General features: G+C 72.1%; 20 protein-coding genes. 6 read left to right on the plus strand and 14 right to left on the minus strand.

Annotation, left to right across the window (positions count from 1 at the left end):
* Positions 1 to 85: 85 nt before the first annotated feature.
* A complete protein-coding gene (locus OG410_RS24420; RefSeq protein WP_326786148.1) occupies positions 86 to 1,096 on the plus strand; it encodes a polyprenyl synthetase family protein in 1,011 nt (336 codons plus the stop codon).
* A gap of 232 nt (positions 1,097 to 1,328) precedes the next feature.
* Here OG410_RS24420 and OG410_RS24425 read toward each other — a convergent pair whose 3' ends face one another.
* A complete protein-coding gene (locus OG410_RS24425) occupies positions 1,329 to 1,913 on the minus strand; it encodes a COG4315 family predicted lipoprotein (RefSeq protein WP_329301151.1) in 585 nt (194 codons plus the stop codon).
* Between the two features lie 453 nt (positions 1,914 to 2,366).
* On the opposite strand from OG410_RS24425, the gene OG410_RS24430 reads away from it, so the two are divergent.
* The 3 genes from OG410_RS24430 (at position 2,367) to OG410_RS24440 (ending at position 5,681) form a co-directional block, all read left to right on the plus strand.
* A complete protein-coding gene (locus OG410_RS24430) occupies positions 2,367 to 3,623 on the plus strand; it encodes a LolA family protein (protein ID WP_329301152.1) in 1,257 nt (418 codons plus the stop codon).
* Between the two features lie 32 nt (positions 3,624 to 3,655).
* Positions 3,656 to 4,684, plus strand: coding sequence for an ABC transporter ATP-binding protein (locus tag OG410_RS24435; RefSeq protein WP_329301153.1), 1,029 nt, complete (start codon positions 3,656 to 3,658; stop codon positions 4,682 to 4,684).
* 97 nt (positions 4,685 to 4,781) lie between these two features.
* Positions 4,782 to 5,681: an ABC transporter permease gene (locus OG410_RS24440; RefSeq protein WP_329304227.1), complete on the plus strand. Its 900-nt coding sequence runs from the start codon at positions 4,782 to 4,784 to the stop codon at positions 5,679 to 5,681.
* Between the two features lie 9 nt (positions 5,682 to 5,690).
* Here the strand turns inward: OG410_RS24440 and OG410_RS24445 are convergent, their stop codons facing one another.
* Both OG410_RS24445 and OG410_RS24450 read right to left on the minus strand, forming a co-directional pair.
* Entirely contained in the window at positions 5,691 to 6,275 is a 585-nt protein-coding gene (locus OG410_RS24445; RefSeq protein ID WP_329301154.1) for a flavodoxin family protein, read from the minus strand.
* Positions 6,276 to 6,702: 427 nt separating this feature from the next.
* The gene (locus OG410_RS24450; RefSeq protein ID WP_329301155.1) at positions 6,703 to 9,150 is read right to left on the minus strand and encodes a hypothetical protein; all 2,448 of its coding nucleotides are present in this window, start codon (positions 9,148 to 9,150) and stop codon (positions 6,703 to 6,705) included.
* 406 nt (positions 9,151 to 9,556) lie between these two features.
* On the opposite strand from OG410_RS24450, the gene OG410_RS24455 reads away from it, so the two are divergent.
* On the plus strand, positions 9,557 to 10,114 hold the full coding sequence (locus OG410_RS24455) for a hypothetical protein (RefSeq protein ID WP_329301156.1): 558 nt from the start codon (positions 9,557 to 9,559) through the stop codon (positions 10,112 to 10,114).
* 32 nt (positions 10,115 to 10,146) lie between these two features.
* Here the strand turns inward: OG410_RS24455 and OG410_RS24460 are convergent, their stop codons facing one another.
* The 11 genes from OG410_RS24460 to OG410_RS24510 all read right to left on the minus strand — a co-directional run bounded on the left by OG410_RS24460 (position 10,147) and on the right by OG410_RS24510 (position 20,724).
* Positions 10,147 to 11,262, minus strand: coding sequence for a zeta toxin family protein (locus OG410_RS24460; RefSeq protein ID WP_329301157.1), 1,116 nt, complete (start codon positions 11,260 to 11,262; stop codon positions 10,147 to 10,149).
* On the minus strand, positions 11,259 to 11,570 hold the full coding sequence (locus OG410_RS24465) for a hypothetical protein (RefSeq protein WP_329301158.1): 312 nt from the start codon (positions 11,568 to 11,570) through the stop codon (positions 11,259 to 11,261). Before OG410_RS24465 ends, OG410_RS24460 begins: the two co-directional genes overlap by 4 nt.
* A gap of 17 nt (positions 11,571 to 11,587) precedes the next feature.
* On the minus strand, positions 11,588 to 12,025 hold the full coding sequence (locus tag OG410_RS24470; protein WP_329301159.1) for a DUF4913 domain-containing protein: 438 nt from the start codon (positions 12,023 to 12,025) through the stop codon (positions 11,588 to 11,590).
* Entirely contained in the window at positions 12,022 to 13,779 is a 1,758-nt protein-coding gene (locus tag OG410_RS24475) for a type IV secretory system conjugative DNA transfer family protein (protein WP_329301160.1), read from the minus strand. Before OG410_RS24475 ends, OG410_RS24470 begins: the two co-directional genes overlap by 4 nt.
* 137 nt (positions 13,780 to 13,916) lie before the next feature.
* Entirely contained in the window at positions 13,917 to 15,440 is a 1,524-nt protein-coding gene (locus tag OG410_RS24480) for an ATP/GTP-binding protein (protein ID WP_329304228.1), read from the minus strand.
* Positions 15,441 to 15,472: 32 nt separating this feature from the next.
* Positions 15,473 to 16,966, minus strand: coding sequence for an SCO6880 family protein (locus tag OG410_RS24485; RefSeq protein WP_329301161.1), 1,494 nt, complete (start codon positions 16,964 to 16,966; stop codon positions 15,473 to 15,475).
* Positions 16,967 to 17,033: 67 nt separating this feature from the next.
* Positions 17,034 to 18,185, minus strand: coding sequence for a hypothetical protein (locus OG410_RS24490; RefSeq protein WP_329301162.1), 1,152 nt, complete (start codon positions 18,183 to 18,185; stop codon positions 17,034 to 17,036).
* A gap of 1 nt (position 18,186) precedes the next feature.
* Positions 18,187 to 18,957 (minus strand): hypothetical protein, encoded by a 771-nt coding sequence (locus OG410_RS24495; RefSeq protein WP_329301163.1) that lies wholly within the window; start codon positions 18,955 to 18,957, stop codon positions 18,187 to 18,189.
* A gap of 39 nt (positions 18,958 to 18,996) precedes the next feature.
* Positions 18,997 to 19,296 carry a hypothetical protein gene (locus tag OG410_RS24500; RefSeq protein ID WP_329301164.1) on the minus strand — a complete coding sequence of 100 codons (300 nt, stop codon included), beginning with the start codon at positions 19,294 to 19,296 and terminating at the stop codon, positions 18,997 to 18,999.
* Positions 19,297 to 19,819: 523 nt separating this feature from the next.
* Entirely contained in the window at positions 19,820 to 20,077 is a 258-nt protein-coding gene (locus tag OG410_RS24505) for a hypothetical protein (RefSeq protein ID WP_329301165.1), read from the minus strand.
* On the minus strand, positions 20,074 to 20,724 hold the full coding sequence (locus tag OG410_RS24510; RefSeq protein WP_329301166.1) for a hypothetical protein: 651 nt from the start codon (positions 20,722 to 20,724) through the stop codon (positions 20,074 to 20,076). Before OG410_RS24510 ends, OG410_RS24505 begins: the two co-directional genes overlap by 4 nt.
* 173 nt (positions 20,725 to 20,897) lie before the next feature.
* Between OG410_RS24510 and OG410_RS24515 the strand changes: the two genes are divergently transcribed.
* Positions 20,898 to 21,932, plus strand: coding sequence for a peptidoglycan DD-metalloendopeptidase family protein (locus tag OG410_RS24515; RefSeq protein WP_329301167.1), 1,035 nt, complete (start codon positions 20,898 to 20,900; stop codon positions 21,930 to 21,932).
* The last annotated feature ends 7 nt before the right edge of the window (positions 21,933 to 21,939 follow it).

The following is a 21,939-nucleotide window of genomic DNA, read 5'->3' on the forward strand; positions in this document are numbered from 1 at the left end:
GCAGCGACACATCGACAAACCGTGTCATCGACCGAATGATCGACCGAGTTCGCCATGTGATCGTCAGCAGACAGGAGAACCTCTCGTGACCGTCGTCGGGCCGTTCGGGCTGAGCGTGCGGGACCAGGCTCTCGAAGCCGATGTCCAGGCCGGATTGGCGGCTGTCGAGGAGGGTTTGCTCGAAGCCACCAAGAGCGAGGTCCCGTTCATCACGGAAGCCGCCCAGCACCTCGTGCGGGCCGGCGGCAAGCGGTTCAGGCCGCTGCTCGTGATGCTCGCCGCGCAGTTCGGTGACCCCTACGCGCCGGGTGTCGTGCCCTCGGCCGTGGTCGTCGAGCTGACCCACCTCGCCACGCTGTACCACGACGACGTGATGGACGAGGCCGAGGTCCGGCGCGGGGTGGACAGCGCCAACGTGCGCTGGGGCAACTCGCTGGCCGTCCTCACGGGTGACTTCCTCTTCGCCCGTGCCTCGTACATCCTGGCCGACCTCGGGCCCGAGGCCGTCCGGATCCAGGCCGAGGCGTTCGAGCGGCTGGTGACCGGGCAGATCCTGGAGACCGCGGGGCCGCGCGACGGCCGCGATCCGGTCGACCACTACCTCGACGTGCTCGGCGGCAAGACCGGGTCGCTGGTCGCGGTCGCGTGCCGGTTCGGCGCGATGATGTCGGGCGCCGACGAGACGGTCGTGGACGTGCTCACGCAGTACGGCGAGCGGCTGGGCGTCGCTTTCCAGCTCGCGGACGACGTCCTCGACATCGCGTCGGACTCGCACGAGTCCGGCAAGACGCCGGGGACGGATCTGCGCGAGGGCATCGCCACGCTGCCGGTGCTGCGGCTGCGCGAGCGCGCGGAGCGGCTGGGGCTCGCCGAGGACATCGCGCTGTGCGAGCTGCTCGACTCCGACCTGACGGACGACGCGCGGCACGCGGAGGCGCTGGCCCGGCTGCGGGAGCACCCCGCGCTGGAGCAGGCGCGCCGGGACACCGTGCGCTACGCGGAGGAGGCGCGCGCCGCGCTGGCCCCGCTGCGTGAGTGCGACTCGAAGGCCGCGCTGGTCGAGCTGGTGGACGCCGTGGTGCACCGGGCCGGCTGAGAGGCCGGCTCGTGTGTCACCGGTCGCGGGCGGGCTGGGCCGCCGGTTCGCGTGTCATCGAACATGGTCGGGCTGGGGGATGCCGGCTCGCGTGGCACCGGACATGGGCCGGCTGAGAGGCCGGCTCGGGTGTCACCGGTCGCGGGCCGGTGGGAACCGGCAGTCCGTACCCGCAGGGCTGGGACCGGCCCCGTACCGGACAGGCTGGGACCGGCCCGTGCCGGGGCGGCTGTCAGTAGCCTCCACCGCCTCCCGTGCTCGTCGTGGCCGGTGTCGGCGACGTCGAGGCGGGTGTGGTGATCTTCGCTCCGCCCGGCGTCACCGCGAACCACGTTCCGTCCACTCCCTGGCCGTAGGCCTCCTTCGGTTCGTCGTCCTTGGCGTACCGGTAGAGGGGCCAGCCGGCGAGGGTGACCTGGGTGCTGCCGTCGGCGCGTTTCACCGTGGAGACCAGGCTCTTGTCGATGCCCTTCGTGGTCACCCCGCCGTGGGCCGTGGCCGCCGGCCAGACCGTGGCGCAGGTGTCGTAGCAGGTGACCTTGGTCGGGTTCGCCGAGTCCGCGTCGAAGCGGTACAGGACGTACCCCTTGTCGTCGGTGACGACCGTGCCCAGTTTCGCGACCTTGGCCGTGGTCAGCATGGACGTCGCCGATCCCGTGGTGCCGCTCTGTGTCGTGCCGCCGCTGCTCTGCGAGGAACTGGTCCCGCTCTTGCCGCCGCCGCTGCTTCCGCCGCCCCCTCCGCATCCTGCGAGCGTGAGCGCCAGGACGGCGGTGCCCGTGGCTGCGTATCCCGCGACGTACCTGATGGCGATCATGGCGATCCCTCGATCCTGTGGTCCCTGGAGTGCCGGGTGCTCCGATCGCTGCCACCTGTACGTACGGATTCGAGCCGCCCTTTGCTCGAAATATCGCCACATTTAATGTCTTTTGGGTAATGCGACGAAGTGCCCGTCGAGGCCGGCCTCCCCGCCGGGAATCCGGCCGGGTGCGACAGACCGGGTTCCCCCACGAGCCACCCCACGCGCGACCCGACGTGTGACCCCACGTACGACCCCCACGAGCGACCCCTACGGGTCGGGGGTAGGCACCGCCCTGTCACGTCATACCGCAGGACTACGTGGAGTTGAGCCCGGGGGTTGACGCTTTCATCCCGCGAATTTGGTCAGATGGAGAACACCACTCCTCACCGGTCCGGGTGAGAATGGCGGCTTAGGGGTGGAGCACGAAACGAGGGCAGGGCCGCCGCCGACGACGGAGGTAACGCACACATGGCACCGTACGAATCCGACGACAGCGCGAGGGCCGCGGAGGCCGACGACAGGCTCGCCGGGCGACGCAAGGCCGCGCGGTACGCCGTTCCGGTCGCGGTGGTGGGGGTGGCGGCGGCGACGATCGGACTCGTTCCGGCGCTCGCCGACTCCGGAGACCCCGACCTGCCGAAGGTCACCGCACAGCAACTCATCGAGAAGATCGCCGAGTCGGACGTCCAGCAGCTCTCCGGCACGGTCAAGATCAGCACCGATCTGGGGCTGCCCGACCTGGGCGGTCTGGAGAGCGGCCTGCTGTCCGGCGCGGCTCAGGGGCACGGTGGCTCCTCCGCCGACCCGCAGTCCAAGCTCCTCGAACTGGCCTCGGGCACGCACACGCTGCGTGTCGCGGCCGACGGCCCGGACAGGGGCAAGGTCTCCCTGCTGGACAACGCCGCCGAGTACAGCGTCATCCACAACGGCAAGGACGTGTGGGGGTACGACAGCAAGTCGAACGAGGTCTTCCACTCGACGTCCGCCGAGTCCGAGCACGCCGGCGAGGATGCCAAGGGCAAGGCGCCGCGGGATGTCCCGGCCACTCCGAAGGACTTCGCCGAAGAGGCTCTCAAGGCCGTGGACGACACGACCTCCGTGACCGTCGACGGCACCGCGCACGTCGCGGGCCGCGACGCCTACAAGCTGGTCATCAAGCCCCGGCAGTCCGGCACCACGGTCGGTGCGATCAGCATCGCGGTGGACGCGAAGACGGGGCTGCCGCTGAAGTTCACGCTGACCCCGGCGAGCGGCGGCGCGGCCGTCGTGGACGCGGGCTTCGCCCAGGTCGACTTCTCCCGGCCGGCCGCGTCGACGTTCGCCTTCACCCCGCCGAAGGGCGCGAAGGTCACCGAGGGCGACGAGCTGAAGGGCGCGAAGGCCGGCACGTCGAAGGACGACGAGCCGAAGGACCTGAAGAAGGCGTGGCCGAAGGGGCACGAGGGAACGGCCGACGGCGTCGGCGGTCCGAAGACCATCGGCGAGGGCTGGAACTCGATCGTCGTCCTCGACACCGGTGGCGAGGGCATGCCGTCCGGCGCGTCCGGCAACAGTGACGTCGACGGGTTCCTGAACTCCCTCGGCGACCACGTCAAGGGCAAGTTCGGCTCGGGCACGGTCTTCTCGACCCGCCTCGTCAACGCGCTGATCACGGACGACGGCAAGGTGTACGCCGGTGCCGTCACCAAGGCCGCGCTGGTGAAGGCGGCCGACGCCGCCCAGTAGGCGTGGCCGGGCGAACCGAACCGAGGGAGTCCATGGAGGAGCTGTCCGCCGACGAGTCCGATCCGGCGAGGGCCGAGGGCGCCGCCGTCCCCGCGGGGCGGACGGGGAGCGCCGGTGCCGTGTCCGCCGAGGACGCGGTGATCGCCACCCGCGCGCTGAGCAAGCGGTTCCGCGGCGGACAGCTCGCCGTCGACGGCCTGGACCTCACCGTCCCGGCGGGCAGCGTCTTCGGCTTCCTCGGACCGAACGGCTCGGGCAAGACCACCACGATCCGGATGCTGATGGGCCTGATCGAGCCGACGTCGGGCACGGCGAGCGTGCTGGGGCGGCCCATGCCCCGGTCGGCGCGCGCCGTGCTCCCGCACGTCGGGGCGCTGATCGAGGGCCCCGCCCTGTACGGCTTCCTCTCCGGTCGGGACAACCTCGTCCGGTACGACGCCGCCGACCCGACCGCCGATCCCCGGACCCGCAGGGCACGCGTCGAGACCGCGCTGGACCGGGTCGGGCTGACCGCCGCGGCGGGAAAGAAGGCGAGGGCGTACTCGCTGGGCATGAAGCAGCGGCTCGGACTCGCGGCCGCGCTGCTCCAGCCCCGTCGGTTGCTCGTCCTGGACGAGCCCACCAACGGTCTCGATCCCCAGGGCATGCGCGAAATCCGTTCGCTGGTCAGAGAGCTGGCCTCCGACGGCACGACCGTCTTCCTGTCCTCGCACCTCCTCGACGAGATCGAGCAGGTCTGCACCCACGCGGCCGTCATGGCCCAGGGGCGGCTCATCGTCCAGGGTCCGGTGGCCGACCTCGCGGCCGGAGCCCGGGGCCGGCTGGTGGTGACCACGCCGGACACCGGGGAGGCGGCACGGATCCTCAAGGAGCAGGGCGTCATGGATCTCGTCGTGACCGAGACGGGAGTGACCGCGGAGCCACCCGGCCGTGAACTCGCCGAACTGAACGCCGCGTTGGTCATGGCAGGCGTCCGGGTCCGCGGCTTCGGAGTCGAACGGGCCTCGCTGGAGGACGCGTTCGTGGCGCTGACCGGGGAGGGTTTCGATGTCACGGGCTGAACATCTGCCGAAGCGGGACGCCGAGGCTGAGACCGAGACCGAAACCGAGCCCGAGACCGCGACGGGGACGGCGACGGGGAGGGCGACGGCGACAGGAATGGTCACGGCGCCGTCACTGTCCCCGTCACCGTCCCCGTCGCCGGGGGCCGTCCGTGGGCCGAACCCGCTGTGGACACTCGGACTCTTCCGCGACGAACTCGTCACCACGTTCCGCAGGTGGCGCACGATCGCGCTGCTCGGCGTGCTCGCGGCCGTACCGGTCCTCATCGGCATCGCCGTCAGGGTCGAGACGAGCGGTGGCTCGACCGCGGGCGGTGGTGGCGAGGGCCCCGCATTCATCGCGCAGATCACCAACAACGGGCTGTTCCTGGTGTTCACCGGGCTGGCCGCGACCCTTCCGTTCTTCCTGCCGATGGCGATCGGCGTCATCGCGGGCGACGCGATCGCCGGTGAGGCCAACGCCGGAACCCTGCGCTATCTCCTCGTCGCGCCCGCCGGCCGCACGCGGCTGCTGCTCACGAAGTACGCGACGACGATGACGTTCTGCCTGGTGGCGACCTTGGTGGTGGCGGTCTCGGCGTTCGTGGTGGGCGCCCTGCTGTTCCCGCTGGGCGAGTTGACCACGATCTCCGGAACCCGCATCGATTTCGCCGAGGGGCTCGGCAGAGCGCTGCTCATCGCCCTGGTCGTCGCCGCGTCACTGACCGGTGTCGCCGCGCTCGGCCTGTTCGTCTCCACCCTCACCAACAGTGGCATCGCGGCCATGGCGACGACGGTCGGCCTCTTGATCACCGTCCAGATCCTGGACCAGATTCCCCAGTTGCACGCACTCCAGCCGTACTTCTTCTCCCACTACTGGCTGTCCTTCGCCGACCTCATGCGCGACCCCGTCTACTGGGACGACCTGGTCCGCGACCTCGGCATCCAGGGCCTGTACGTCGCCGTGTTCGGGTCGGCCGCGTGGGCCCGGTTCGCGACGAAGGACATCACCGCCTGAGCGGCCGCGTCAGCGCTCGTAGGGGAAACGCGCGAGCGGTGCCTCCTGGGCGAAGAAGGTCTTCGCGCGCGTCAGCGCCTCGGTGTCGTTCAGCACGTCGCCGGGCCGGCTGCCGTTGCCGAGCAGGACCCCGCCGAAGCGCATCTTCATGTAGGCCGCCGAGTGGTTCAACGTACCGACCAGCGGGTCGGCGACCTCCGGCTCCTCGTGCGCGAGCGCGGTGACGCCCCAGAGCGTGCGCCCGGCCAGGGTGGCCTTGAAGTCGACACCGGGCGTGCGCAGCCAGCCCGACCAGTAGTCCAGGTAGCGCTTGGTCAGCCCGGACACCGAGTACCAGTACAGCGGTGAGGCGATCACGATGTCGGTGGCGGCGAGGGTGGCGTCGAGCAGGAGGCCTTGGGTGCCGGAGGCGGGAGGGCGTACGTGGTCGCCGTCCCGGCGCAGGTCCACGAAGTCGGGGAGCGGGTGCTCGGCCAGGGACAGCCAGCGCTGCTCCACGTCGGCGGGCAGTTGTTCGGCCGCCTTGCGGGCCAGCGACTCGGTGTTGCCGCCTGGGCGGCTGCTGCCGAGCACGAACAGGAATGTGCGGGTCACGGCTCCCCCTGAGATACGTCGACGTCGATTACACGCGTGAACAATATATGCACGCGCATGCACCTGTCCAGGGCGGGGTCCCTCGCCGGCCCCAGGCAGGTGCTTCCGCCGCAACGACTCTCTCTCGCCCCCGCCGCCCCTACCCGTCCCACCCTGGGGCTCCGCCCCAGACCCCGCTCCTCAAACGCCGGAGGGGCTGAAACTTCCCCGGCCGGGCTGAAATCCGGACCGGCCACCACGATGCACCCGCAGTCGGCGACGCACGGGAGGGGCCGTGCCGGTACATCAGATGCCCGTCGCTTACGTTCGGATCGAGCAGCGGTTCCCTCCCAAACCCACGTCTGATCCAACGGCGACGGGCGGATGTACCGGCACGGCCTCGACCCACCCACCGGACCCACACCGCAAACGCCAGCGCAAGCGTGTCTCACCGACCCGGGCGTGGAGGCCTCTGTACCCGAGGTGCCGGACCCGGTGTCGGGCCGGGTGTGGCTCCGGTCGGGGAAGCGGAACCCCGGCCGGACTGGAGGCGGGCCGCGCTCGCCACGGGGTTCGTGGCCCCACCGGACGGAGCAGTCGTCGTCGCGCCCGCCACAGCCGGCCTGCGCCAGCTCTCCGGAACCGACGCGTGCCGCTCCACCGTCCCCTGCGCACGCGCCTCCGCGAGCCGGGCCGTCTGCTGGGCCACAGGAGCGAAACCCGGAGCCGCGTTGCCGCTCTGGGAGGGCACCTGGCGGGCGGCCATGGCACCCAGAGCGGCCTGAGTGTCCCGAGGGAAGACATCGCGGGGCAGCAACTGCGAGGCCGCACCGGTCACCTCGACACGGTGCTGCCTGCCCCCCGCCTCGAAGGTGACGCCGTAACCGAGGTACTGCCGGTCCCGGTCGAACATCAGATCCCCCCGCACCTGCCCGCCCCCGGCCCGGGTCCGCCCGCTCAGCTCCTGGAGCGCCTCCGGCATCGGCGCGGTCCGCCCGAGGCTCGCCACATACGCCTCCGCCTCCACCCGCCCCTCCCGGAACCGCGGCTTTCCGTCGGGCCCGGTGGACATCTGCACGGCACCCACCCGGTTGTCGGGGTGGATGTCGATGGTGAGGCGGCCGTCACCGCCGTACTCGCGGACGAACCGCTCCCGCAGCGCGGTGAACTGCACCTGGTTCTCCAGCGCGGGAGGGAGGTTCGGCCCGTAGATGGTGACCCGTGCCTCGGGGTCGGCCTCCAGGATGATCTCGGCGTTGGCCACGCCCGTGCCGCCGGCGCCCGCGACCAGCCACGTCTTCGGGGCGCCCTCCGCACCCGCGGCATGCGGGTCGAAGCGGTTCTCGGCGATCTCGTCCCCGATGAACACCCGTCCGGGCGCGGCGGCCCTCGCCCGCTCCCACTGGGCGGTCGCGTCCAGGGTCTGGAGCGCGGCCCGCGCGCCGACGCCCGAGCGCAGCCCGTCCAGCACGCCTTCCTCCCGCAACACCTGGAGTGCCCGCTCCGCGCTGACCTCCCCGGTCAGCCGGGCGTGCGCCGGTGAATCGGCGGGGAGCTGTCCGCGTACGGCGTCGAGGGCCTCCGGCAGATTCACCGCGTCCCGGCGGTCGACGCCCGGCACCATCTCCGGCGGCAGCCCGGTGGCCACGGTCGGCGTGCCCTCGACCTTCACATAGACGTCCGGGGAACCGTCGCCGGGCCGGATGCGCGCGTAGAGGTGACCGTCCTGCCCCGGGATCAGCGCCGCGGTCCCGTCGACGAGGGGACCGCGCACGGCGAGCTGGTCCTCCCACAGGCGTACGGCGTCGCGCGGCACCCGCGCGGTCGGGTCGGCGAACTGGTGGGCGTCGCCGAGCCCGCTGGCCCGCATGTCCCTCGTCTGGTCGGGGGACTGGACGATGCCCTGGCCGGGGTCCAGGTGCCAGCGGCCGCGGGCGTCGACGAGCAGGGCCTGGGGGTCGCGTCCGACGAGGCTGGCGCCACCGCCGATGACGACCTGGCGGGTGGGCCACTCGCCGGTCGTGGCGATCTCCGCGCGCAGCTCGGCCAGGGTGGCGGCACCGGCCCGGGTGCGCTGGTCGGCCGCCTGGGCCGCCGCCGCTGCGAGCTCATCGCGGGGGACGGGGGAGCCGTCGGGCCGGAACCCCGGCAGGGGAGGGGCGTGGGCGGACGCCCCGAGGGGGCGGGCGTGCGCGACCCGCGACCGGAACTCCCGCAGTTCGGCGACATCGGCCGCGCTCAACCGCTCGACGGGAACGGCCAGTTCACGCAGGGCGTCGGCCGCCATCGGGGTCAGGTGCGGGTCGATGATGTCGCGGCGGACATCGGCGGCCTGGAGCTCGGGCGCGAAGCGGTCGGAGTCGGCCGGGGCCTGCGGCCGCAGCCCGGTGTGGTCGATGAGCGCCGACAGCTCACTCCGGGATTCGGCGCGTTGGGTGGCGTCGAGGGTGGCGTCGTTCATGCGGGCAGCCAGGTAGTTGAGTTCGCCGACCCGGCCGAGGTCCTCCTCGGTGAGGCTCAGACGCCGGTCCGCGCTCCCGAGCCCGCCGCGGGCCAGCAGTTCGTCACGGTTCGGCGCGACGCCCGCGACCTCGGGGTCACCGGCGGCGGCACGGGTCGCCCGGTCGCGCACCGCGAGCAGTTCGCCGACCTCGTGGCTCAGTGCCCGGCCCACCTGGCGCGGGTCCATCCGGTCGGAGAGCTGGACGACGTGCTGGTCCGAGGTGGTGTTGACGTGGGTCCGCGCGATCGTGCCGGAGGGGAGCGGAATGGCGTCCAGACGCAGGGTGAGGTTCCTGCCCCGGTCGTCGGTGAGCGCGAAGAAGCGGTCGCCCGCGGCGCCGGACCGCAGCTCGACCGAGGTGAGCCGCTGCGCGTACAGGCTCTGTACCACCATCGGCAGGGTGCTCTCCGCCTGTGCGATGACGGCCGCCTGCCGCCCGGGATCGGGCGCGGCGCCGGTGCCCGAGACGAAGAGACTGCCGACGACGTCGGTCGCGGTGATGACGACGGGGTCCGCGCGCGGCGCCGTACCCGTGCCGGAGAGGCCCGGGCGGACATCCCCCCAGGCCTCAGGCGGGGCACCCCCATGAGAATTCCCCTGGGCGTGTCCTGGAGTGTTCCCCGGGACATCCGCCCGAGGATCCCCCTGGGCATCGCCGCGGACATCCGCCCGACGATCCCCCCGGGTATCGCGCCGGGCGTCCGCCCGGTCGGAACGGCTGGCGTTCCCGCGGTCGAGCGGTTCCTGGTCCACTGGCACTTTCCCCCTTGAACGGCCTCGTGGCACGTAAGATCTCGGCATGCTGATCGCCCGTTCGACGCAGGAAGCACACCTCTACATGGACCTGCACGCGTGCGCGTGCGGGGCGGAGAGCTTCGAGCGCGAGCATCGTCTCGACGAGCGTGACGGTGGCCTGGTCGCGGTGTACGAGGGCGTCTGCCCCCAGTGCGGCCGTGCCCGTTCCTTCGCCTTCCGGCTCACCGACGAACTCCCGCCCGCGCCACCGGCGTTCGGGGGGTCCGAGCCCTCGCGGATCATCGACCCCGGGGAGTTCCTGTGGGTCAGCGACCAGGTCGCCACGGACACGGGACTGAGGCTGCTGCACACCCCGCCCGCCGAGCGCCATCAGCAGCGCGAGGGCTCCGCGTTCGCGCTCGCGGCGGTCGAGGAGGTCCTCAAGTTCCTTCCGCGGGGCGCCGACAGCGTTCCCGAGGAACTGTTCACCTCGGAGCGCGGCCGCGAGGTCTACGACAGGACCCCGCACCGCTTCGAGCGGGCCGCACTCCTGGAGAACATCGCCCGCAAGCGTCGCATCCTGGAGAGCGTCGACCACGTCGGCCCGCAGCCGGGCGCCTAGCAGCTCGACAGCGTTCCCGGCGCACATCGGGCTCACGGCGTTCGCGGGGGCCGGGGCGCTGCGCGCGGTACGGCGGAAGCGGCCGGAGTCGCGGCGCCCGGCGCACCCGGTGTCCGTCCGGCCGCCGGGGCGGTGCTCCCGCCGCCGGACCGCAGACGTGCCGCGGTGGCGACCCGGATCGTGGCATCGCCCTGTTGGTGGGCGGGCGAGGTGCCGAGCCCGGACACCGGGGCCGTGCCCGGGGGCCGCCCGGCGGCGAACACACCCCGCTCCGAGGTGATCAGCGCGGTGGCCAGCCCTCCCTCCACCAGCTTCTCCGCGTTCTCGCGGCCGACGGAGAACCCGCGCCCCGAGGTGCTCCGCGCGTACAGGTCCTCGATCATGACCTCGGGGGCCATGCGCCCGCCGTACCGGTCGCGGCCCGCGTCGAATTCCGTGCGGCCGTGCTGCCAGCGGCCGGCGTTCTGGGCGAGGCACTGCTCGACGGGGACCTCGACCGACAGCAGGACGCGCCGGTCGTAGCCGTCGGCCCGCAGATCACCGAGGAGCTTCTCGTTCCAGCGCTGGTCGCGAAGGGTCGCGTCGTAGAGGAGGTTGTAGCCCTCGCCGCGGGCCCACTGCTCGAAGACGTCCTGGAGGAACGCCGACTCGCGGTGGGTGAGCGAGGCCGTCTCGGAAGGCGCTACCGGCCGCCCGTCGGACAACTCGCGTGCGGGTGGCGGCAGATGGGGCGATCCTCCGTGCTCGAAGATCGCCACCTTGAAGGCGTCCGGGTCCAGGACCACGTAGTCGCGTACGTCGATGCCGTGCGCCCGCTGCAGAGCCAGCCCCAGTTCGTCGTCGCGCCCCTGCCATGCGCCGAGCCCGCGCAGCGCGCCGCCCTTCCCGGCGCCGGGCGCGCCGGCGGTGAGCAGGGCGGCATGGCCGTCGCGCGGCAGGCCCGCGCAGCGCGCCGTGAACTCCTCCAGGATCGCGGAGTGCATCCGCTCGCGTTCCGGCGTCCACAGCGCACCGCGCCGGTACTGTCCGAACGTGTCCGTGCCGCCCGGCGCGAGATCGCCGCCCGGCGACATCCGGGTCTGCAACTCCCTGTACAGCGCCCGGTATTCGGGTCTGAGACCGGCTTCCGGCCTTTCGCCAGTCGTCATGGCCGCCGCTCGACCCCGTCCGCCGGGCCGTCCGGCCGGCTGTCGATCCTGCGCTGGATCTCCTCCACGTCCTCGCGGGTCACCTGCCCGAGCAGGCGCGCCGCGGCGAGCACGGAGAGCGTGTTGTCCTGGTGGGTCGGCTCGGGGTGACCCTCGTCCAGGCCCTCCTCGGTCTCGAAGGGCCAGGCGGCGACGGTTGTGATCATCTGCTCGCGCTCCACGAATCCGGCGGCGTAGAGGCCGAGGTAGGCGCGCAGGGAGGGAGCCGAGTCGGCGGTGGACGCGCCGGGCACGGGGGTTTCGTTCATGGCGGGGTGTTCCTCGTCTACCAGAGACTGGTCTCGTACGGATCCGGGTCGATCTGCCGGGATGCCGCGACGGCATCCTCGTACGACTCGGCCGCGGGCGGCGTCTTCGGGCGGTGGCTTCCACTTTTGCAGCCCGCGAACGGGCCGCTGGGAGAACGCAGTTCGGACAGTACGGCGCCGAGGTGGTCCCGGTGCCATACGGCGGGCCCGGACGCGCCCGCCGCCGGGTCGGTGTGCTCCTGCCAGGCCAGCCACAGTCCGTGCAGCCGGGCGACCGCCTCCGGGTGCTCCCACCAGCGGGGGCACCAGGGCTGCTGCGAGGTGACCTCGCGGCCGTAGACGGGAAGGAGCAGGTCGCTCACCCAGACGGCCAGCCGACTCATCTCCTCGGCGTACTCGGGTCCGTCGAGGAAGAGGATGAACGGTGGTGCTTCGGCGGACTGTTGCTCGTTCATCGGGTCGTGATCCTCTCGGCGGCGCGGGCGGTGATGGCCCTCACCTCCGCCTGGGCCGCCGTCGCGACGCGGTCGGCGCCCGGTTCGGCGTACCAGGGGCGGAGCCGGACCAGGGCGGGTCTGATGCCGGTGGCCAGGAGCAGGGCGGTGCCCTTGGGCAGCGCGCGGATGCGGTCGGCGGGCAGGATGCGCTCCAGGCGGTACGACGTCGACCGGGACCGCCCGTCCCTGCTCCTGGACCAGCTGACCGTCGACACGTCGTGCTCGCCGACCAGCCGGGAGATCTTCTCCACGAAGTCGGCGTCGTCCAGACCCGCGCCGAGCAGTTTGATGGTCGCGGCCGACCAGAGCGCGTCCATGCCCGCCTCGCCCCAGACCCGTGAGCCCTGCCGGTAACTCTGGAGCAGGGTCACGATGTTGATGCCGCGTGAGCCGAAGTGTGAGTACAGGTCGGGGAGATCGGAGATCCGGCAGACGTTCGCCGCCTCGTCGAGTACCGCCGTCATCGGCGGTTCGAGGCGTCCGCCCATCCGTTCGGCGGCGACGACTCCGGCGCGCAGTACGGCGTCCGCGGCCGCGGCGATGACCCCGGCGGCCGAACCGCCGCCGTCCTTGGAGAGCAGGTAGAGCGTGTCGGCGGAGAGCACATGGCGGTCGGGGAAGAACTGCGGCAGGGCGGGATCCGGGGTCACCCACGCGGCGATCGCGGGGTCGAGCAGACAGGCCACGCACTGGCGGCTGGTCTCGTAGATGCCGTCCCGGGTCTCCACCGCGCCCAGCACGGTGCCCTGCAACTGATCGGCGAGCGCCGTCATCCCGGCGTCGCGCAGCAGGTCGACCGGGGTGCGGTCGGCCGGGTCGGCCAGCCAGGCGAGTACCTCGCCGATCGGCCGCCCGCCGCGGTGGGCCGCGTGGAAGAGGGCGGTGAGGGTGTTCTGGGCGGCCGAGATCCAGAAGTCGCGACGGGAGGCGTCGTCGTTGACCGCGCCGACGAAGTGCCCGGCCAGCCTGCGGGCGCCCTCGATCGTGGCCGCCTCCGCGAGCATGTCCCACCACAGGCCGCGCGAGGTGTGGGCGATGCCCTGGGGGTCGAACGTCCAGACCCGGCCCGCCCGTTCGCGTTCCGCCCGCGTCACGCTGTACACGTCGGCCTTGTTCGACGTCAGCAGCACACTGCCGCGGGCCCGCAGGACGCGCGGGACCGCGATGCCGGTGGACTTGCCCGCGCGGGGCGCCATCAGATCGAGCTCGACGTCCTCGTAACTGGAGCGCAGCTCCGGGCCGCGGGGTTCCAGGTCGCCGATCAGGTTCCCGGTGTCGTCCGCGGTGACCTTGTCCAGCTTGGCCAGTCCCGGCCGGAGCTCGCGGGCCCGCCGCGCGGCGCCCTTGGGCAGGAGCCCGGCCAGCTCCTTGCGGCCCGCCAGACCGGTGGGCGCGGTCAGCCGGCGTCGTACGAGCGCGATCAGGACGGTGATCGCCGCCACGACGGCCCCGAAGACCGTGGCCATGCCCGCGGCGAGCGCGGTCGGCGAGGCCGCCGGCCACAGCGGGCCGGGGCCGTCCTTCACCAGGGTCGAGAGGGTGGACAGGGCGAACGGCGGTGGATGCCAGCCGGCGCCGCTCACCGCCGCGCCCAGCGTTCCGCCCAGCCATGCGCCCAGGAACACGGTGCCGATGAGGAACGCGGCCCCCGGCACGATCCAGGGGAGGAGGTCCTCCCCGGCTCCGGGTCCTGTCCTGCGTGTCCTGCTCATGTCCGCTCCCCCCGTTGGATGTCTCTCGCCCCCGCCGCCCCTGCCCGGTCCCGTACCGGGGGGCGGCGTTCCCGGCCCCCCGCCGCGCTCCGCGCGGGTCCTCAAACGCCGGACGGGCTGGAATGGCCCCTCCGCCCTCAAGTCCCGGACGGGCTGAGGTTTGCGCCGGACAAGCCGGAACCCTTGTGCAGGGACGGCTTGCCCGCCTCCGACCAGCGGGTGTTCGTGTTGTGCAGTGCGCGCTCGGTGTCGGTGATCGACACCTTGATCGGGATGCCGGGACGGCCGCCGACCTTGATGAGGAAGCGTCCGCGTCCCGGCGGCTCCTCGTTGCCGCCGGTGCTGGCCCAGCCGGGCGGGGACGACCACGAGGACACGAGCTCGATCTCGCGTTCGGACATGCCGACGATCTGGCCGAGTTCCCGCATCTCCGACCGCGGAAGACCGGCGCAGACGACCATGCCCGCCCGCTCCACGAAGCCCCGCGCCTTCGCCCGGTCGGACTCGCTGCCGAGGGCCTCGGCGTCCTTCAGCGTGTGGGTGATCTTCGCGTCGCCCAGGCCGAGCGAGCGGTTCAGCCGGGTCAGCGCGTCGATCCGTTCCACGATGCCGGAGGCCGCCCGCAGCGGGCGCCACAGTTCGTCGAGGACGGTGAAGAACCAGCGCTGCGGGGCGAGTCCGGCGTCCGCGAGCGCGTGCGCGGCGGCCACCGTGCCGAGCCCGTCCGACCAGGCCGCGAGCATCGCCGCGGCCGTCAGCTGGGTGTCCGCCTCGCCGATCCGGGAGATGTCCACGCAGACCGCAGGCGACGACGGGTTGATCCGGGTGGACGTCTCGGTGGCGAAGGTGTCGCCGAGCGGGCCGTCGAGCACGCCGAGGAGCGAGCGGTGCAGCGGGTCCACGGCCTCCTGGTAGCGGGCCACGTTCCCGCGGTCCAGCGTCACCGCGCGGACCCGGTCCGGACCCTCGTCCAGCACTTTCAGCAGATCCGGCAGGAGCGGCGGCCGCCCCGGCTTCGTACGCTCCGCGAGATGGTGCAGACAGGCCGACAGCACCGACTGCTCGTGGTCGTCCATCGGACGCCCGCGCACGATGGTGATCAGCGCCGCGACCATGTTCAGGACCCGGCCGTGCGCCTCCGCGGCCAGGATCCGGCCGCGCTCGCCGCCGATCCGGGCCGCAGCCTCGCCCATCGCGCCCGGGTCGAGGACGTTGATGCCGCCGACCCCGCGTCCGATGGAGATCACCTGGCCGCCCAGCGCCCGTACGGTGTCGGCGTAGTCGGGCTTCAGGTCGCCGAGGACCAGAGGCGTGATGCCTGTGGCGGACATGCCGATCAGCATGCGGTTGACCAGGGTCGACTTGCCGAGGCCCGGCATCCCCAGCATGAACAGCGACGGGTTGGAGATGTAACGGGCCCGGGTGAACCAGGAGATGGGGTCGCCGCACACCGTCGCCCCGGTGTGCAGATGCTGCCCGAGCGGAACCCCGGTCATCGGCGCGCCGGAGCCGGCCGCGAACGGCCACAGCCCGCAGGCCTGCACGGTGGTCGCGCGCCACAGCGCGGGCGGGTCGACGTGCCCGACCTGGCCGCCCGCGGGGCCGTACCAGCCGCGCGGCGGCGCGGTGGCCGGGGCTCCCAGGGCGCCCGGTGTCCCCAGGCCCCCCGGTGTCCCCTGTGCCTGCTGCCTGCTCACAGTGCCTCCCTGATCTGGTACGGAACGAGGGTGTGCTCCCACGGGAGCAGGCCGACCGGCAGCGTGCAGGTGAACGCCGCGGCCTGCATACGGTCGGCGGGGCGCATCAGGATCCGGGACGAGGCCTGGAGGTTGCGCACGGTGATGCCCGCGTCCTGCAACTGCTCCTCGTCGTCCACGGTGACCGTCACCATCAGCGAGAACTCCACGAGCCCCGCGCCCGCCGCCTCCTCGGCCGCGGTCTGCTCGGCGGCCTGCATCTCCGAACTGGCCCGCGCCTGCACGAGACCGCGCCGCGATCCCGCCATGAAGTGCGCGGTGCGCCGGTCGGACTCGACGATGCGGGCGGAGGTGGCCGGGTCGATGGGCCGGTAGATCAGGGAGACCCGCTTGCGCCGGGTGCCCGGGGCCGGTTCGAGGAGCCCGCGCAGCACGCTGGAGCGGACCGTGCCGCGCGGCGCGAGCGTCAGCATCCAGGTGCGCGAGATACCCGAGTCGTGCTTGTACGAGGTGACGGTCTCCACGGCCGCGGCCGGGCCCGCGTCGCCCCACTCCACTCCGGTCGTGGCGTGCTCGGCGCGGGCGCTGAGCACATCGGGCGCGATGGCGGGGTCGTACGCCACCCGGACGATCTCGGCGAGCCGGTCGGCGGGCAGCGGGTAGGCGCTGCCGCCGCCCGCCGCGACCAGACCGGACAGCAGTCCGGGCAGCCGCATCGACAGATCGGTGACGATGTCGTCCGTGCCCCGTTTGGGGCCGCCCGTCGGGCCGTAGGTCAGGGCGATGTACGTGTGCATCTCGGAGGACGCCGACGGATAGCGCTCGACGACCTCCTCCATCACGGCGCGCGCGGCGGCCGGCGCGTCGGGGGAGATCCGGGGGAGCACCTCGGCCGCGAGCCGGGTCCCGGTGTCCGGGGCGGTCTCCACGACCACCTGGGCGCCGCGCAGACCCGGCTCGTGCGAGAGCCGCGCGAGCCAGTCGCCCCAGGAGGCCACCCAGATGTCGACCTGGGAGGGGTCGACCAGCGAGCCGCCGTCCGGTTCACAGGCCAGCACCACCGTGTAGAGGCCGCGGCCCGGGTGGTGCAGCACGCCGAAGGAACGGTTGTAGGCGTCGCGGCCCTCGTGCATCCGGGTGCGCGCCAGCAGTCCGGGCGGCTGGTAGCGGCCGCCGGGGCGCTTGGACAGCGGCCCCGAGAGGTAGGTGTGCGAGCCGGCCGACTTGCGCCGCGCCCAGCCGATCCGGATCGCGAGGACCTGGTAGACGTTGCGGCCGTCGACCGTGCGCAGCGCCAGCGGGGCGAGGAAGAGCGCGACCGGTACGAGGACGACGATCGCGGCACTCAGCGAGACCAGCGAAGCCAGCAGCGCCACCAGCAGTCCGCCGAAGGCGACGACGGTGCCGAGCAGACCCAGCGGACCGAGTCCGGGACGGCGGGGCCTGCGCCAGTTCCCGTACGTGGGACGCGTCATGGCGTCGGTGGACATGGGGTTCCTTCTTCCGGCTCGAAGCGCTGGATACGTGACGGGGGGAGCTCTGCGGCCTCGTGGCCGCCTACTGGTTGTGGCCCTTCATCCCGTCGTTGTCGTTCAGGGAGTTGGCAACCTCGCTGGCCGCCGCGACACCGGTCTGGACGGCGACCGCCGTGGCCTGTACGGCGAGGGTGGCGCCGCCCGTGGCCGCGCCCGCGGCGGCTGCACCGCCCGCTGCCGCGCCACCGGCCGCACCCGCGCCGCCTGCGCCACCGCCCGCCGGAGCTCCGGCGCCCGCGGACGGCGAGCCCTGGGGACCGGCCGCGCCTCCGCCGGCACCGCCCGCGGCGATGCTGACGGCGCCGGTGGCGACGTTGTTGACCGCGTTCACGGTGACCGTGCCGCCCGAGGTGCCGCCCAGGGCCGCGGTCGCCGGAACGATCAGCTTGAGCAGGGCCGGCAGGGCGAACACCGCCAGGATCAGCATGCCGAGGCCGGCGATGGTCTGGTTGAGCTTCTCGGTACCGCTGAGGTTCTCGGTACCGTTGGTCATCGACGTGGCCGAGTAGATGATCAGCGCGGCCGCCGGTTTGTACAGCAGCCAGGCCGCGAGCCAGCCGATGTGCTTCTTCCACCAGCCCTCGCCCCACCCGGTCATCGAGGAGGCCGCGGCCAGCGGCAGTGTGCCGACGAGCGTGATCATGACGCCGATGCGGATGTACATCAGGCAGATCTGCACGAAGCACGACAGCATCACCAGCAGGCCGAAGACGAGGATGAGGCCCGGCTGGTCGAGGGACAGCACACCGAGCATCGTCTTCGCCTTGTCGCCGAGAGCGGCCTTGTTGTACACGTCCTGCGCGTACAGGTCGGAGGCATGGGTGAGTCCCTGGACCGTCGGCACGGCGACCGCTCCGACGAGGATGACCTTCCACATCCCCATGAACGCCTGCTTCATCGGCTGGCCCTTGCGCTCCAGCGCCATGCGGATCGCCGCGATCAGCAGCGAGGCCACGGCCACGTAGCCGACGAGCCAGTCCGCCTCCGCTTGGATGTTGGCGATGGGCCCGGAGGCGTCTCCCGCCTTGACGTTCAACCACACACCGTTGAGCGCCTTGAGTACTTCCGTGGTCGCGTCGCCGATCGCCTTGGCGAAGGCGACGACGGCACCGTCGGTGAACTGCGAACCGACCTCGTCGATCACACAGTCGTAGATCCGCCAGGAACAAGCCATCTCACGCCTCCCAGGTGACGAAGCCCTTGGTGCCGCTGATCTGCGACATGCCCGAATAGACGGTCCCGTCGGCGTCGGGCGAGAGCTTCCAGTCGCCGTCCAGCCAGCGCAGCGTCACCGACGCGGTGCCGTAGGAGCCCTTGCCGGGGACCCGCACCACGAACATCACGGTCGACTTCTCCTTGTCGTACGACAGGACGGTGAAGCCGGCGTAGCCGCCTCCGTCGGCCTCGCCCGAGGCCGGCCTGTCGCCCGCCGCGACACGGCTCGCGACGAGCGCGTCGCGGCCCGCGCCGGGGACGACCTGCCGGTCGACGACCTCGCGCCAGCCCGAAAAGCTCAGATGGTCGGTGATGGTGTGGGCGGCCATGACGGAGCCCATCGGCGTGTGGGCGAAGCAGGACCAGACAGGTCCGTCGAACGTGAGTGGGCCCACCGTTCCCGAGACCGGCACCAGACCCGTCCCGTCGGCCTTCCACGTGAAGTCCTTCGGGGCCCGGGTGGGTTTGGCCTGGTCGCTGTCGTCGGTGCGGCAGCCGGCGGGGCGGGCGTCCGCCCGCCCGCCGCGGTCCCGGTCCGCGTCCGCGGAGGGGGTCGGCCCGCCGCCGCCCGACGCGTCGGGCGGCGTCCCGTTGCCTCCGCTGAGCATCGTGGCCCCGGCGAGCACGAGCAGCACCAGCAGGAACCCGGCCGACAGGACCCAGCTCCGCTGCTGCCAGAACGGCTGCTCCCACTCCCCGCTGCCCCCTTGGGGCCGACCGGAGTTCAGCATGGTTGCGCTCCCTTCGCTCAGGCTCTGACGAGGCGTCGGTCAGGCGAAGACGAAGGTGACGACGGGGCCCGCGGTGGCCACCAGGACACAGCCGCCGAGCACCATGCCGAGGCGGCCCATGTGCTCGGATCCCTCGCCGCGGCGCATCGAGATCGCCATCATGGCGCCGGTGATGAGCACTCCCGCGACGCCCGCCGCGGTGCCGGCCCAGGCGAGGATGCCGAGGACGGTGTCGACCTTGCCGGTCAGCGCGTTCGGCGCGTCGCGGTTGGGGTTGGGGATCTTCCCGTCCGCCAGATAGACGTACTGGTGGGCCTGGGCTGCTATCGCCTTGAACATGGTCTCTCCCCGATGTGGCCGGCTGCCCGCGCACACGTCCTGGACGGGTGCGGAACTGGCCGGGTCTGAGCGGCACTTGCTCGGTACGAGCGGTACGTGCTTGCCGTGAGCGGTACTTGAGGGCGGTGAAGATCCGTGGGACGCCCTGGGTTCCCGGTGCACAGTGAGCTTGGCGACTTCTGCGGTCCGGGGCCAAGCGATGTGGGAATCCAGCACCTGTCGGTGACGTGTCCGTGACAGACGGGAAGAGACCGTCATGAAAGACGAGGTGGGAGGCGCGAGAAAAACTGAGGCACCATCAGGTGTGATGGTGCCTCGGAGGATCTCCGCGACGCGCGCGAGCGTCGGACGGTATCCGGCGGACGGCGGACGGTATCCGACAGACGGCGGACGCCAGACGGCGTCCGCCGGGGGATGGATGGCGTCCGCGGGAAGGTGGATGACGTCCGCCGGGGGTGGATGGTCTCCGCCGGGCGGCGTCCGCCGTGCGGCGGCGGGTCGCCTCCGCCCGGCGACGGACGGCTCAGAGCACGAAACCGACGATCGGTCCCGCCGTGGCGCCGATGACACAGGCGCCCAGCACCATCAGGAACTGGTTCAAGTGCTCCTCGAACTCACCGGTTTTGACAGCCAGCGCCATTCGGGAGCCCACGATCATCAGTCCCGCCACACCGGCGGCGGTCACGAGCCAGGCGATGATGTTGAGGACCTTGTCGAGCTCCTTGGTGACGTCCGTGTTCACGGCCAGCTGGGTGGCGGCGAGCGCGTGCAGGGTGGTCATGGCGCGGTCCTTCCCGTCAGCCGGGCCAGGGAGGCCGCCTCGCGGGGCAGCGGTCCGGTGAGGTCACCGGTGCGCCACGCGGGCATCCACGGCACCCGGTAGACGTCGATGACCGAGTTGATCACCTTGACGCGCTGGGTGAGTTGACGCGGCAGCCGGCCGGGCGCGTCGGCGACCAGGACGATGGCGTCGAGATCGAGTCCCGGCGGCGCGTCACCCCGGCGGAAGATGTCGAGGGTGTGCGACACGGCGTCCAGACCCGCCGCGTGCGTACGGCCGACGAGCAGGACCGAGGCCGGGTCTCCCCGGTCCGGCCGGGGCCAGTCGCGGCCCGCGTCATGGCCGCCGAAGACGGTGGCGAGCGTGGAGGAACCGGCTCCGCCGTGCGTGGCGACCCAGGAGAACTGCCGTGCGCGTGCGACGAGCCGGCGGTCCTCCTCGTACTGCTGCGGCGGCTGTTCCGGTTCTCCGACCGCCCCGCGTATCCATATCTCGGGCCCGCCCGGCCCGTTCCCATACGGCTCGGGCCCGCCTGGCTTGTTCCCGTACGGCACCGCGCCGTCGCTCCCGCGCGGCGGCACTCCCTCGCTCCCGCGCACGGCCACCCCCTCGTTCGCCCGCATCGCCACCCCCTCGATCCCCTGCATGGGTGCTCTCTCTCCTCGTCGGTGCACCGATCCTCCCGGCGCCCGGGCGAGTTGGGTAACGGGGCGTGAGTTCCTGGGACGAGTCTGTGACGCCGTGGTGACGCGGGAATCGGGTGGGAACCGAGAGACTCGACAGCATGTACACGACCGGAACATGAGGCTGAGGGGGGCCGATGTCCAACGGGGGCGGATCCACCATGACCTGGGTGGTGGGCGGCTGCCTGGCCGCCGTGCTCATGCCGGTGGTCATGATGGTCGCGGTGAGCGGGGCGTCGAGCGAGGAGGATCCGGGGTATGGCGCGGGCGGGGGGCTGAAGGACGGTACCGTGCCCGCGAGTTACGTTCCCTGGGTGCTCAAGGCGGGTGCCATGTGCGACGTCATCAAGCCGGCGGTCATCGCCGCGCAGATCGAGGCCGAGTCGGGCTGGAACCCCAACGCCCGTTCCCCCGTGGGCGCCGAGGGCCTGTCGCAGTTCATGCCGGGGACCTGGCCGAGCTGGGGCGAGGACGACGACGGCAACGGCCGGGCCTCTCCGTACGATCCCGGTGACGCGATCATGGCCCAGGGCCGCTACGACTGTGCCCTGGCCAAGACGGTCGAGGGATACAAGAACCGCGGCGAGGCGAGCGGCGAGACCCTCGACCTCGCGCTCGCGGCGTACAACGCGGGCCCCGGCGCGGTGCACCAGTACCACGGCATGCCGCCGTACACCGAGACCCGGGTCTACGTCGCCCGCATCAAGTCCCTGATATCCAAGTACGAGTCGGTGGACGATCCGCCGGGCACGATTCCCGCCGGACAGGAGCTGGCGATGCCGCTCTCCGGGCGCCCGCGTGTGACCTCCCCGTTCGGCATGCGCATGCACCCGATCAAGCACGTCTACAAGTTGCACACCGGCATCGACTTCGCGGCGCCGCTGGGTACGACGTTCAAGGCGGCCCGGGGCGGCACGGTCACCTTCGCCGGCTGGTCCAACGGTTACGGCAACCGGGTGGTCATCTCGCACGGGACCATCAACGGCGACCGCATCTCGACGACCTACAACCACATGAGGACCCTGAGCGTGCACGCCGGCCAGCACGTGCAGGTCGGCCAGAAGGTGGGCGAGGTGGGCTCCACCGGTCTCTCGACAGGGCCGCACGCGCACTTCGAGGTCCAGCAGAACGGCACGTACGTGGATCCGGCACCCTGGCTGGGACTGAAGTGAGGAGGGA

Origin of the sequence: Streptomyces sp. NBC_00659 (genome assembly GCF_036226925.1) — a bacterium.
GTDB lineage: Bacteria > Actinomycetota > Actinomycetes > Streptomycetales > Streptomycetaceae > Streptomyces.

Bases quoted from the DNA above. Each gene is read 5' to 3' on its own strand.
- OG410_RS24425 (WP_329301151.1), bottom strand. From the start codon at position 1,913: ATGATCGCCATCAGGTACGTCGCGGGATACGCAGCCACGGGCACCGCC.
- OG410_RS24430 (WP_329301152.1), top strand. From the start codon at position 2,367: ATGGCACCGTACGAATCCGACGACAGCGCGAGGGCCGCGGAGGCCGAC.
- OG410_RS24435 (WP_329301153.1), top strand. From the start codon at position 3,656: ATGGAGGAGCTGTCCGCCGACGAGTCCGATCCGGCGAGGGCCGAGGGC.
- OG410_RS24440 (WP_329304227.1), top strand. From the start codon at position 4,782: ATGGTCACGGCGCCGTCACTGTCCCCGTCACCGTCCCCGTCGCCGGGG.
- OG410_RS24450 (WP_329301155.1), bottom strand. From the start codon at position 9,150: ATGGTGGTACAGAGCCTGTACGCGCAGCGGCTCACCTCGGTCGAGCTG.
- OG410_RS24455 (WP_329301156.1), top strand. From the start codon at position 9,557: ATGCTGATCGCCCGTTCGACGCAGGAAGCACACCTCTACATGGACCTG.
- OG410_RS24460 (WP_329301157.1), bottom strand. From the start codon at position 11,262: ATGACGACTGGCGAAAGGCCGGAAGCCGGTCTCAGACCCGAATACCGG.
- OG410_RS24465 (WP_329301158.1), bottom strand. From the start codon at position 11,570: ATGAACGAAACCCCCGTGCCCGGCGCGTCCACCGCCGACTCGGCTCCC.
- OG410_RS24470 (WP_329301159.1), bottom strand. From the start codon at position 12,025: ATGAACGAGCAACAGTCCGCCGAAGCACCACCGTTCATCCTCTTCCTC.
- OG410_RS24475 (WP_329301160.1), bottom strand. From the start codon at position 13,779: ATGAGCAGGACACGCAGGACAGGACCCGGAGCCGGGGAGGACCTCCTC.
- OG410_RS24485 (WP_329301161.1), bottom strand. From the start codon at position 16,966: ATGTCCACCGACGCCATGACGCGTCCCACGTACGGGAACTGGCGCAGG.
- OG410_RS24490 (WP_329301162.1), bottom strand. From the start codon at position 18,185: ATGGCTTGTTCCTGGCGGATCTACGACTGTGTGATCGACGAGGTCGGT.
- OG410_RS24495 (WP_329301163.1), bottom strand. From the start codon at position 18,957: ATGCTGAACTCCGGTCGGCCCCAAGGGGGCAGCGGGGAGTGGGAGCAG.
- OG410_RS24500 (WP_329301164.1), bottom strand. From the start codon at position 19,296: ATGTTCAAGGCGATAGCAGCCCAGGCCCACCAGTACGTCTATCTGGCG.
- OG410_RS24505 (WP_329301165.1), bottom strand. From the start codon at position 20,077: ATGACCACCCTGCACGCGCTCGCCGCCACCCAGCTGGCCGTGAACACG.
- OG410_RS24510 (WP_329301166.1), bottom strand. From the start codon at position 20,724: ATGCAGGGGATCGAGGGGGTGGCGATGCGGGCGAACGAGGGGGTGGCC.
- OG410_RS24515 (WP_329301167.1), top strand. From the start codon at position 20,898: ATGTCCAACGGGGGCGGATCCACCATGACCTGGGTGGTGGGCGGCTGC.